Source organism: Okeania sp., from assembly GCF_035285525.1.
In the GTDB taxonomy this organism is placed as follows: domain Bacteria; phylum Cyanobacteriota; class Cyanobacteriia; order Cyanobacteriales; family Microcoleaceae; genus Trichodesmium.
Window position 1 is genome coordinate 63738 of sequence record NZ_JAYKGW010000128.1, and the last position, 12257, is coordinate 75994.

Consider the following 12257-nt stretch of genomic DNA (forward strand, 5'->3'; position numbering starts at 1 on the left):
TCTTGATTCTTAATTAGAGTTTGCTGATTAAATAGGGTTTGCGTATGGAAAGTCTTCTGGTCAGGGGAGGAGTCAGGAGTGAGAAGGAATGGGAAATGAGTGAGAAAGCAGAAGAAAGAATTATCCCTTGATGTTTCTGTCATAATCCAGTCAAAATCCTAACTTTTTGACCGTTTTAGAACGAAGACCTTGTACCTTTTCCAGATCAAAAAAGGCACTTACCTTTACCTATACCTATTAAGATTTTGATATTTAATCAGCAAGCCCTAAATATCCCTCCCATTAACAGATAAAAGTTTAAAGGATTTTAGGTACTGATTTATCGGGAACCCTAAAAGTAGGAGATTCTCGGTTGATGGAGGGAAAAAAGTAAGCCTAAAAGGGGTAATTATGACATAAAAATTAAGAAGTAATTATAAATGATATCATGTCCGGTAGCATCAGAGCCTGTATAAAACAAGGTGGAAATCCCATAAAAGCTTCAGCATAGCTGGCTTCCTTCCACCAAAATCTAATTATTCAACCGGACATGATCTGACCACTTCTTCTACAACTCCACCCTTCTCCTAATTTTGTAAGGACGTTGCATAGTCCCTACATACTCCCATCAATTTTTCTAAGGGTGACAAGATTTTGGTCAGAAGAGAAATCATCAGGTTGTACAAAACAAGGCAATAAGTTAAAGTTCTTAATATTAGTTAAAACTTTATAACAATAATAAATTTTTAATTCATCATGGCCAACATTAAGTTTGAAAACGAAAATCAGGAAGTAATTGCTGCAGATGGAGCTAATTTAAGGCTTAAAGCTTTAGAAAATCGTATTGACATTTATACCTTTACAGCCAAAATGATGAATTGTGGTGGCTATGGACAATGTGCGACCTGTGTAGTGGAAATTGTTGAAGGTTTGGAAAACCTTTCACCCCGTACTCCAGTAGAAGAACGAAAGTTGAAAAAACGGTCCCCAAACTGTAGATTAGCTTGTCAAACCCTAGTTAATGGCCCTGTGGTTGTCAAAACTAAACCAAAACGCAAATAATGATATTCTTATTCTGTAAAGTATTTAAAATCAAGGATAGGTAATCATGGAAGTTAACAATCTAGGATTTGTAGCAACCATTTTGTTCATATTTGTGCCAGCCGTTTTCTTAATCATTTTGTATATTCAAACTGCTAAAGAGGAACGGTAAAAATTTAGTATTTTCTTAAAATTAAAGTAGGAGCAGATTTTTTATATTACACTCCTACTTTTTTGAGTTATCAGTCTTTTGTCAGTTATCAGCGTTTCTACATGGAGGCAGAGATTACAGCAATTTTAAGGATGATAAATTACACTTATTTGTAACATAGCCTTCTAGGCTATAACAACCAGGATGATAAATTACACTTATTTGTAACATAGCCTTCTAGGCTGTAACAACCTGGATGATAAATTACACTTATTTGTAACATAGCCTTCTAGGCTGTAACAACCTGGAAGGTTGTCTTACTAAAATTACATACTTCCAGACTTCATTTTCTGTCCCACTAACCCCTTCTGTCCCACTAACCCCGAAATTACAGCAATTTCGACTTGTTTTCAGTTATATAAGTTTGCCTGTAGCACTTTCTAGCGCACTAATAATACAGGACAATTTGCATAAACCCTTACATAATCTGATAAAGAATTTCCCAATAGTTGATCCAAATCTACAAGACTCTTAGCAACCGAGGGACGGCGATCCGGCGAACCTAAGATTAATAAATCTACATTTAATTCCTGGGATATCTTACAAATTTCTGGTCCAGGTTTACCACTCCCACTCACACAGCGATATTTTGTAATACCCTTTTTTTTCGCTTCTGCTAAAGCTTCAGCTATAACAGGGTCTTTTTCAGCATCAGTAGTATAATCCTGACTCGATTTTCCACTACCATTATTTGTCAAATGAGTTAAAATTAATTCTGCCCCAGGACATTGACTCACCATAGAAATGCCCATATTTAGAGAATTTTTCCCTTCTTCTGATGAGTCTAGGGCAACCATAACACGCCTGATTTTTTTGACATAGACATCATCTTTTACCAGTAACATTGGATGGGAAGTTAACTGGAAAACATATTGACTAACCGAATTTTCCAAAATAGCTTGCAGTTTGCCTAACCCCCGTGAACCCATAATAATTAAGTCAGATTCTTCTTCATCAGCTACTTGACAAACAATATCTTTCGGGTCTCCTTGTTTGAGTCGAGAATTAATTTTTTCCGGAGCTACTTTTAGAGACTTAACAGCTTCAGCTAGAAACTTTCCACCTTCTTCTAATTTGGCTGACATAGCTTCTGCACTAGCTTGAGGCTGTACAACGTGCAATACAGTTACAGATGCTTGTTGAAAATAGGGAATGTCCATCAACATATTTAGCATCTGTTCACATAATCCCCGACCAGCAATTGCCACCAAAACTTTATTAATCATATCTTAAAATTATCAGATTATAATAACTTTTAAACTATGATAAATCTTTTGTGGCAGTGGTAAAATTGAAAAATGTAGAGTTTTATTCATTTTTGTAAAGTGGCCTCATCAGAAGAATTTATACCTAAGTTACCTACAAGTGCAATTGAAGGTCAATCTATTCAAAAACCGGAAATCTGGTTTGAATATGTAGTTCGCGCTCATCCCCATCATACAGACTATGCAGGTGTTGTTTGGCATGGAACTTATATTTCCTGGATGGAGGAAGCACGAGTTGAAATGTTACGTTCTATTGGTGTTGAATTTGCTGAGTTAGTGAATCTTGGTTGTGATTTACCAGTAGTCGAACTTTCAGTACGCTACCATAAACCCGTGAAGTTGGGGATGGTAGTTGTGGTCAAAACTCGCATGGTCAATACTGAAGGGGTTAGGTTAGAGTGGGATTACCAAATTAAATCTTTGGATGGTCAAGAATTATATGTTACTGCTAAGGTGATATTAGTAACTGTTGACCTGAAGAAAGGTAAGATTATGCGTCGTTTACCTCCACCAATAGAAGCAATTTTGACTAAGCTTTCGACGTAAAGAAAGAAGGAAGAACGAAGAAAGAAGGAAGAACGAAGAAAGAAGGAGGAAGAAAACTTTTACAGCAGTTTACATTATAATTCACTCCCCCGTAGGGGTTTGATATCCAAACCCTTTACAAATTAGGAGTTTCCTTCTTCCTTCTAACTCACCAGAGTATCCAAAATTTCATTTGTTATATCAAAATTAGCGGTGACATTCTGCACATCATCGAGATCATCAAGAGCATCCATTAACTTAAGTAGCGATCGCCCCTGTTCCGGATCGCTCACCTCAACCGTATTACTAGAAATCCACCGAAACTCTAGCCCACTCACATCAAAACCTTTTTCCTGTAATACCTGACTTAAATTTTCTAAGTTAGTAGTTTCTGTAAACACCTCCGCACCTTGAAAATCATCTTCCGAAATTACTTCATAATATTCCGCTTCTCCTTCCACAGACGCTTCCAATAACTCATCCTCATCATAAGTCCCTGTAATAGTCACCACACCTTTATGGTCAAACATCCAACTCACACAACCAGTCTCACCCAAGTTACCACCATTTTTTGTAAATGCCCTTCTCAGGTCTGCTGCTGTACGGTTACGATTATCTGTTAATGCCTCAATTAAAACTGCTATACCACCCGCACCATAACCCTCATAACGAATTTCCTCCAGTTGACTACCATCATTTAACTGACCCGAACCCTTAGCGATCGCCCGCTCAATATTATCATTGGGAATACTTGCTGCCTTGGCCTTTTCAATAGCGGTGCGTAACTGAAAATTACCAGCAGGGTCAGCTCCATTACGAGCCGCAACAATAATTTGTCGAGATATTTTCGCAAAAACTTTTCCTTTTACAGAATCGACTCTTGCTTTCTGGCGTTTAATATTTGCCCACTTACTATGTCCTGCCATTTAATTAAAATTAAAAAAATATATTCTTATTTGAGGAATCTTAATAACTACTTACAGCTAAAAAAATCTGTAAATCTGCAAAATAGTTATTAAATTGTTATATAGCAATATAGCAATCCGTTGAGAGGTTATGACAAATCAAAAAGTAAATAAAAAAACTGAAACCTCTACCTGTTAACTTTTAAGCGTTCTCTGTTCCCTAAGAGCTTTTGAATTTTATACACGACTCAAATAGGATTGCTAAATACTTTAGGCTTTAAAAGTTTGGTAACTATTACAAAGAAAATATAAAATTTTCTTACCTCTTAATTAAGTAGTCGGTACTGATAACTGATATAGTCATTCTGATTTAGATTGGGACAAGGTTTTCTTGCTGTGAAAGGGTTTTCGCTGAAAAAGTGTTCCATTCTTATTCGGAATGACTATAACTGATAATATCAAATCCGCTTAATTCAGTATAAAAAAAATTTTCATCTTCATCCAAGAGCAAATGTTTCTAAATTCTCTTTCTTCCTGACTCCTTCATTTACGTCGCCAATCCGACGGTTCCCCTACCTGAGTCCTGACTCCTAGATTAACTATCTAATTACACCGATACTACCGGATTTAATATAACTGATAACTGATAACTGATAACTGAAAATACTCGCTTCCTAACTAAACAAACCTGACATTAGTTTCTGTATTATATAGATGAGAAGTATCCCCATTTAATTCCATAACCCATTGTTCCTGTTGCCGGATAATCTTGACTAAACAACAAAGAGAAGCTTTAATTTCGTGGTGAGCAACTTCACCAACTAATCCAGCAGCACTCCCAATAACTGAAGCACCATGTCCTATCAATAAAATATTTTCTGTAGGGAACTCTGCTGCTAAACGCTGAGAAACTTCTCCAGTGCGCTTCATACAAGCTTCCCAGTTTTCGGGATATTGGGGAGTACCATTTTTGTAAGAGAGGTCAATTCTGCTATAATGTTGGGCTAGATTTTCTCTAGATAAAGTTTCTGGCATAGCAGACATCCATTTTGGATTTAACCATTCACATAAATCCCAGTCTAATTTAATAGATAAATCAAGAACTTTTGCCACTTCATTAGCAGTTTGTACAGTTCGCAGAAATGGAGATGCAAAAATCTGGGTAATGTTTTCTCCTATTAAACGATTTGCTAGTTGTTGTGCTTGAAGGATACCATCATCTGAAAGATGGGGGTCATAAGGTCTTTCCGCAGTATTAAACCATTCAGGGTTAACAAAGTCGATGCGGTTTCCATGCCGTGCTATCCAGACTGTTTGTTGGAACATAAATTCATCTTTATGCATATTGCCACATCAAATATATTATAGTAATTATTGGTCTGGTGATTAAATATCAAAACTTTGACTGATATTGGTTCAACGTTTTTTTGGATAATAAAAAGTGTCAAAAAATTACTAAATCAGGACTTACGCTGTTACCCTAGATATAGTAGTTAAAATCCCATAGGCAATAGTTTTTTAACTCTACATATATTACCTTTGCGTAACTCCTGTAAATTAATCTTTAACACTCTAGATTTTTCCTCATCAAACTAGGGTGTGTGGTCAATTAGATGTTAGAAGCTTTATCAACAAAAGTAGTGGACTGACAAAGCTAAAACTGTTCATTACATCATTGGGGGGGCGGGTTTATCTAACTCACTTTGAAAATCGTTCATTGTAGGGAAGTTGCATGCAACGTCCCTAAAGAGAAACCTGCCCCTACCGACCGTAAAATTTCAGGTATGCACTCGCTGTATCTGAACCTACCCAACCGCGAGCGCCATTTTTACATAACAGAGAACAGCCTTTTTGTCAACTTATTTAATTGATGACACGCCCTAGGAGAAATGTAGAAAAATTAACACCTACAACCATTGCCCCCATACCTATTGCCCCCATACCTATGTTGAACAAGAGACTAAAGAAGCGCAAACCCTAATTATTGCTCTGCTGATTCAATATAGAAGCATTGACAGATAAAAGCTTAAGCCTTTTTTAGGTCGAAAAAAGTACCTAATTTTCCGTCCCAAATGCTCCCTAAGTGAGTATTCGGGTAAGATTTGGGCAGAGTTGGCAAGGGATAATTTTTCCAAGTATGTCTTTTACAACTCCTTATTCCTCTTGACTCTCTATGGACATTGCACAAGGGGGTCTCTACCTACTCCCTACTCCCTACTTCCTACTTCCTACTTCCTAACTTCGCCAAAAGACTTAAAGAAGCGCAAGCCCTAATATAGGATTGATTGCCATTCCTGGAATCCCTAGTTGTTGAATATCTTGTCTCACAAAATAGATTAAATTTAATAACAACCTAAACTTTGGCGAGTTTCTACACCTGTGATGGGATTCTTTCCGGAAGCTGTTTCACACATTAATTTTGTCTGATAGCGGTCTACCATTGCTTCAGAAAAATCAGCCCCTGTCACTTTTGCATTACGGAAGGTGCTACTCATCAACATGGCATCTGTGAAAATAGCATTGGTTAAGTCAGTTTGATCGAAGCTAACTCTATCTGCAAATGTCTGAGTAAAATCTGCTCCTCTTAAGTTAGCTCTCAAAAAGTCTCCTTTTGTCAGAATTGTATTTTGCAAATTTGCACCTTGAAAATTTGCACCCCACATGATTGCACCAGCAAAGGAAGTACCATGTAAATCTTGGTAGGAAAAATCTCGATTGCTTAAGTCTGTGAGGGTATAGTTAACATTATTTTCCTCTGCTTGAGCAGGATAGATATTAATTAGGCTAAAACCTGCAACTGTCAAAATTAAAACCAATACTAAAATTATTTTTTTGAACATTAGGATAAATACTTATTAATAAAACTGATATAGAAAAAACGCCACAAAGTGATAAATTAATTTTTACTTCCTGCTTCTACTCAGAGCCATGTTATTGACTGTTAGTTATCCACAGGCATTAAAATTAAAACTTAACACATTCCTTAAATTAATACTTAGGGCTTGCTGAAAAAGCCTGGTAGTGAACCAAGGAAAAAGGGAAAGGGAACAGGAAACAGTTTAGGCTATCTGCTACGGCAAAATTTTCTGATCATCAGAGTCAAAATTCTACCATTTTGAGATGACAAGAGCTAAAACCTACATTCCGCTTTCCCATCTAAAAAGAATCAAAGTTTTTATTTACTAATACTTTGAGGTTTAGGGTTTGCGCTTCTTCAGTCTTTTGGTGAAGGTAGGGAGTAGGAAGTAGGGAAGGGAGTCGTAGGGACGCTCTTATCCAACGTCCGTAAAGAGTTAAGAGAGATAGGAGTTATAGAGAAGTTGGCCGGAAAAAGAGAAAAAGAGTAAGAGTGATTCTTCTATCATAGTTAGCCAAAAATGATCAATTTTTGATTTTTCGGGAACCATACCTCAGTAGCCTAAAAGTTCACACTTTTTGCTACCTAAAAACCCTAAAACCTTTATCTATAAATGCTTCTATATTTATTCAGCTAGACCTATTTAATCAGCAAAACCTATACAGAGACTCTAAAAAATAAACTTACTCTATTGCTTGAATATATAAGTCCTAATATTATCATTAAGCCGATGAGGAGACTCGAACTCCTGACCGTTCGATTACAAGTCGAGTGCTCTACCAACTGAGCTACATCGGCAACGTTTTTAACTATAGCAAACCTAAAGCTATTTTGGCAACCCTTTTTTTTCTTTTAAATCAAATTTCTTTTAAATAGCTTAACAAATCGGCCATTTCTTGCTCATTGGGCTGAAATTGGGGCATAGGTGGTGTTTGGCCACTAACTACTTGGTTAATAATTGCCACATCCGACTTACGTTGAGAAACTCCTTCTAAACTTGGCCCGACTTGGTTATCTGTAGGCCATTCGTGACAACCTGCACAGTTCATTAGAAAAATTGCTTGGCCTTTGCTTAAATCTCCCTGGAGGGACAATACATTTTTGGTATAGGGATCAGAAACCTGAAATTGATTAAGTCCTAGAATTATAAATAGAATTGCTAAGAGAACAGCAAGACCAACTAAGCTAATCCACTGTAGTAGGGTTTCTTTTTTAGTGTCAGCAAGTTGGTTATCCAAAATCTTTAATATCTCAACAACTATCTACAAGAAAGTTTAATATCAATTTACACACCTTAACAGTTTTCATACTCTTAGGGCAAGATTTTTCTGCAAAGTTAAAAGTTTACAAAAATATACAGGGCTTATCGTTGCCCATGAGCTAAAATTAAATAAATTTTGACACAGTAAATAGAGTTGGCTTGTTCCCCATTACCCTATCTATACTCTTGCTTAAGGCCATTTTTAAAGATGTCACTCCAGCTTCAAAATAAGTAGTAGTATTAATAAATAACAAACAAAAATTTTAATTAAAGGAGTTAGCTTCGTGGTAGAACCATTACTTTCCGGAATTGTACTAGGTCTAATCCTCGTAACTTTGGCAGGACTATTTTTTGCAGCCTACCAACAATATAGACGAGGCAACCAATTAAATATCGACTAAAACTATATTTTGTCTTCTTTTGGACAAAAGAAAGTTAAAGCTGTATTGCCATAGACTTTCTCCCGACATATTTCTAAAGTGGGAATTGATTTAATTGGCCATCTTTCGGGACTATGTTCCACTGCTATCTCGCTGGTTGGTGCAAGAAGTTGATATTGAGCGATCGCCTCTAAGACTGGTTGATATAAGTCACTAGCATAAGGGGGATCAAAATAAATCAAATCAAACTGCTGCCCTTCCAGCACTTTTAACCGTTTTAACACATCTCCCTGCAACACCTGAAATTCCTGGGATGAGCTGGCCACCAGTTCCAAATTTTGGCGTATTATAGCACAAGCTGGGTTATATTTTTCGATGGCGATCGCTAAGGATGCTCCTCTACATAAAGCTTCTGCACCCATTGAACCTATACCGGCGCATATATCTAGCCATCGACATCCATCTATATTATTTTGCCAGATATTAAAGACGGCTTCTCGTACTTTAGCTAAAGTAGGACGAGTTGTCATTCCTGGTAAGGTTTTTAATTGGCGGTTTCCATATATTCTTAAGTTCATAGGAGAGAGGGAGTAGCTTACTAATGAATAATGAATAATGAATAATGAATAATGAATAATTAGGGTTTCCTGATTTATCGGGAACCGTAAAAGTCTTTTCTTTTTTTTAGGGTAGGGAGTAGGGAGTAGTTAAGAGTAAGGATAAGTGGGAAGTTACAGATAAATTAGTTGAAAAAATAGTTTCTTAATTTTTCTGTCCTACTTAATGTAAAACCCTAATTTTTTCAACCCTAACCACCTAAAAACTTGTACTTTATTCCGACTATAAAAAGACTCAAGTTTTTATCTATAAATACTTTTATTTTAATCAGCAAGTCCTAATTGATTTTTCTAAGTTTTAAGCATCTCATTTTGTAATTTATTAGTTTGAAATATTTGGAGATTTTCCAGAGTTATTTTAGTTAGCCAAAGCGAAATTTTTAGGGATAACTTTACTAACAAAATTTGACAAAATTTGTAATCCAATAGTGGAAGATTTTTCTGGGTGAAATTGTACTGCCATTAAGTTATCTTTTGCAACTGCTGCAGTAACAATTTGATTACCATGAGTAACAGTTGCTGATGTAACTTGAGAATCTGTGGGATCGACATAATAAGAATGAACAAAATATACCCAAGGTTGAGAACCTATTTCGCTCCATAAAGGATGTTTTGGTTGAGTAAATTGTAGTTTATTCCAACCCATTTGTGGAATTGTTAGATCGGGTTCAGATTTAAACCGACGTACTTTTCCAGAAATTATTCCTAAACCTGGTTCTTGACCTTCTTCGCTACTTTCAAATAATATTTGTAAGCCTAAACATATTCCTAAAAATGGTTTTCCGGAAGCAATAGTTTGTTTAATAGGTGTTTCTAAGTTGCGTATTCTTAAATGTTGTACTGCTGGATCGAAGGAACCTACTCCTGGTAAAATAATTGCATCAGCTTTATCTATTTCTATAGTAGAATCTGTAATTTTTGGGGTTGCTCCTACTTTTTCTAAGCCTTTACAAACGGAGTGCAAGTTACCCATATCGTAATCTATAATTGCAATGATTGGCATTAATTTATTTCCCTTATTTTGGATTTGGTAATTTATAAGTATTCAACTATGAGTTACCAATGGATAATTGATAATTAATTCCCAGAAGTTTAAAGCTTCATATTTAATTATCTTGGTTTTAACCAGAGCTAATGATTCATTATTAATTATCAATTAATGAAGGTAACTTTGATATTATAGTCCAATATGGCTTTCTTTCCTGCGGAATACTGTGCAAAAAGATACAATTACCATAAACTTTGCTATATTTGGATTTGATACTTATAGATATTATTTGTTCAAGCAAATGCTTGATAGAGTGGTAACTTCGGTTATCAAAGAAAGTGACTTTGCTAGCTTCCAAGTATAACAAGACTTTTAAGCGTTGGTATAAGACCATAACTTACAAGTATCGATCTATAGACTCATATACTTTCTTTCCTTCTTTAAAGCATGAAAATTAAAATTTTATTTACATCTTTTGATACCTGGAAAACTGAACAAACATCTAATTCTTCTGATGATTTACTTGGTTTGATATCTACTCAAGAATTAACTGATTATTCTCTAAGTTTTATCAGAAAGTTGCCTGTTGATTCAGTGGTTGCTCCAGAAATTGTGATTTCTCAAATAGACAAATTTAAACCAGATATAATAGTCTGTTGTGGCATGGCAGAAGCACGAGACATTTTGACTATAGAATCTCAGGCTTGTAGTGGAGAAAGGGTTATGAAAACTTCTGTTGATTTGTCAAAATTAGTGGTCGATTTACATGGAACAAAAATTAGTAATGATGCTGGAAAATTTGTTTGTGAAGATTTATATTATTCGGTTTTAAAGTATCTTGATGATTGTTGTTTAAAAACCAAATGTATCTTTGTTCATGTACCTATATTAACGGCAGTTAATCAGGATTTAATTGTGGCAGATTTTCTCAATATTTTGTCAAAAATATCTCCTTAAACTTTTTGGGATTTAGTTAATTTGGTGGTGCGATTTTGATGAGCGATCGCTTTTCACTAAGTATAATTTTTAGTCCGCTAATTTTTTTGTTAATGTACCTATATTAACGGCAGTTAATCAGGATTTAATTGTGGCAGATTTTGTCAATATTTTGTCAAAAATATCAGGTGAAAAATTTTCGGTATTTAGTTAATTTGGTGGTGAGATTTTGATGAGCGATCGCTTTTCATTTAGTAAGTAAAATTATTTATCAATTAATTTAAACCTAAATTTAAGTAGATGATAAAGTTAGTAAAAAAAATAAATCTGAGAACCATTGACAAAAATTTTATATCTTTGCTATATTCAGAGAAGTATTATAGAACATTAGTATCTATACCCATCTTGTGGGCTGCTGTCTCAGAGGTGGTAATGTTATAACACTACGGGCAAAACAGAGGTCAAAAGTTAAAAGTAATCTCTGACTAATTAAATTTATGAAGGTTTGCCAATATCCTAATATAAATGCTTAGTGTTATTAACTTCAGTTATATAGAATCCATTTAGATTGGTAACAAGATGCCATTTTTTTGGCAAAGCAGTTAGGAGATCGAAGAATGGAACAGGGAAAAATACAGAAAAATCTACCCATACTTATTATCTCCTCATCTTTCCACCTATTTTTAGGTAACTGCCAAATAGATTCTATATCTTGATTTATATACAGATATATTTTTGCTAAATAGATAATTCAAAATACTGAATAATTAGCAATTAATTATCTAGTTTTACTGAAAAGTGAATTCAAATCAAGATACACAACTGAACATAGACATTACCACCCATGAGACATCAGCTCAACCTAGTGCCACTTTAATATAGTGTTTACCTAGTTTGAGTGATTCTCATTTTATGAAGTTTTCTATAGAAAAATATCCCAATATTATTAGTGAGTCAGTAGTGACATTAGTTGTCGCTGTTGATTTCTATTTTTTGGGGAATTTTTATCAAAAAATGGGAGTTTTTTGAGTCATGTATTATTAGCACTATTGGTGATAGATATCTAATGTTCTGATGCTATTTTGTAAATTTATCGGAACAAAAAAGATGAAAAATCAACCTCTATCTATCTCATTATATTGGGATTATCAAAACGTTCGTATTAATAGTTTCAATCCTTATTTTGCCAGATATTGTCAAACTTTTGCTAACTTATATGGTAGTTTATTGAACCAAAGAGTATATAGTTATTGGCGAAAAGAAAATGAAAGTTATGAACAACGTTTATACGA

General features: G+C 35.0%; 13 protein-coding genes and 1 tRNA gene. 6 read left to right on the forward strand and 8 right to left on the reverse strand.

The window, feature by feature from the left end; translation table 11 throughout:
* The first annotated feature begins 735 nt into the window (after window positions 1–735).
* Together VKJ25_RS12200 and psbM are read left to right on the forward strand one after the other, a co-directional pair.
* Window positions 736–1041 carry a 2Fe-2S iron-sulfur cluster-binding protein gene (locus VKJ25_RS12200; RefSeq protein ID WP_324236901.1) on the forward strand — a complete coding sequence of 102 codons (306 nt, stop codon included), beginning with the start codon at window positions 736–738 and terminating at the stop codon, window positions 1039–1041.
* A gap of 46 nt (window positions 1042–1087) precedes the next feature.
* Window positions 1088–1192, forward strand: coding sequence for a photosystem II reaction center protein PsbM (psbM, locus tag VKJ25_RS12205; RefSeq protein WP_324236902.1), 105 nt, complete (start codon window positions 1088–1090; stop codon window positions 1190–1192).
* A gap of 419 nt (window positions 1193–1611) precedes the next feature.
* On the opposite strand, the gene VKJ25_RS12210 is transcribed toward psbM, so the two are convergent.
* The gene (locus tag VKJ25_RS12210) at window positions 1612–2457 is read right to left on the reverse strand and encodes a universal stress protein (protein ID WP_324236903.1); all 846 of its coding nucleotides are present in this window, start codon (window positions 2455–2457) and stop codon (window positions 1612–1614) included.
* A gap of 99 nt (window positions 2458–2556) precedes the next feature.
* On the opposite strand from VKJ25_RS12210, the gene VKJ25_RS12215 reads away from it, so the two are divergent.
* Window positions 2557–3042 carry an acyl-CoA thioesterase gene (locus VKJ25_RS12215; protein ID WP_324236904.1) on the forward strand — a complete coding sequence of 162 codons (486 nt, stop codon included), beginning with the start codon at window positions 2557–2559 and terminating at the stop codon, window positions 3040–3042.
* A 143-nt stretch (window positions 3043–3185) separates the two neighbouring features.
* Here VKJ25_RS12215 and VKJ25_RS12220 read toward each other — a convergent pair whose 3' ends face one another.
* From VKJ25_RS12220 to VKJ25_RS12240, 5 genes are all read right to left on the reverse strand, one after another.
* A complete protein-coding gene (locus tag VKJ25_RS12220) occupies window positions 3186–3947 on the reverse strand; it encodes a YebC/PmpR family DNA-binding transcriptional regulator (RefSeq protein ID WP_324236905.1) in 762 nt (253 codons plus the stop codon).
* A 657-nt stretch (window positions 3948–4604) separates the two neighbouring features.
* Window positions 4605–5252, reverse strand: a complete 648-nt coding sequence (locus VKJ25_RS12225) for a histidine phosphatase family protein (RefSeq protein ID WP_324236906.1) — start codon at window positions 5250–5252, stop codon at window positions 4605–4607.
* 1016 nt (window positions 5253–6268) lie between these two features.
* Window positions 6269–6766, reverse strand: coding sequence for a pentapeptide repeat-containing protein (locus tag VKJ25_RS12230; protein WP_324236907.1), 498 nt, complete (start codon window positions 6764–6766; stop codon window positions 6269–6271).
* A 742-nt stretch (window positions 6767–7508) separates the two neighbouring features.
* Window positions 7509–7581: transfer RNA gene (locus tag VKJ25_RS12235), tRNA-Thr, on the reverse strand.
* Window positions 7582–7640: 59 nt separating this feature from the next.
* A complete protein-coding gene (locus VKJ25_RS12240; protein ID WP_324236908.1) occupies window positions 7641–8021 on the reverse strand; it encodes a cytochrome c in 381 nt (126 codons plus the stop codon).
* Between the two features lie 307 nt (window positions 8022–8328).
* Here VKJ25_RS12240 and petG point away from each other — a divergent pair, with 307 nt between their 5' ends.
* Window positions 8329–8445 (forward strand): cytochrome b6-f complex subunit V, encoded by a 117-nt coding sequence (gene petG / locus VKJ25_RS12245; protein WP_124147707.1) that lies wholly within the window; start codon window positions 8329–8331, stop codon window positions 8443–8445.
* A 2-nt stretch (window positions 8446–8447) separates the two neighbouring features.
* On the opposite strand, the gene rsmD is transcribed toward petG, so the two are convergent.
* Together rsmD and hisH are read right to left on the reverse strand one after the other, a co-directional pair.
* Complete coding sequence (gene rsmD, locus VKJ25_RS12250; protein ID WP_324236909.1) at window positions 8448–9002, reverse strand: 16S rRNA (guanine(966)-N(2))-methyltransferase RsmD; 555 nt, start codon at window positions 9000–9002, stop codon at window positions 8448–8450.
* 397 nt (window positions 9003–9399) lie between these two features.
* A complete protein-coding gene (gene hisH / locus VKJ25_RS12255; RefSeq protein ID WP_324236910.1) occupies window positions 9400–10044 on the reverse strand; it encodes an imidazole glycerol phosphate synthase subunit HisH in 645 nt (214 codons plus the stop codon).
* 432 nt (window positions 10045–10476) lie between these two features.
* Between hisH and VKJ25_RS12260 the strand changes: the two genes are divergently transcribed.
* Together VKJ25_RS12260 and VKJ25_RS12265 are read left to right on the forward strand one after the other, a co-directional pair.
* Window positions 10477–10986: a pyroglutamyl-peptidase I family protein gene (locus VKJ25_RS12260; protein WP_324236911.1), complete on the forward strand. Its 510-nt coding sequence runs from the start codon at window positions 10477–10479 to the stop codon at window positions 10984–10986.
* A gap of 1086 nt (window positions 10987–12072) precedes the next feature.
* Window positions 12073–12257 (forward strand): hypothetical protein (locus tag VKJ25_RS12265; RefSeq protein WP_324236912.1); only part of this gene is annotated, 185 nt, incomplete at its 3' end.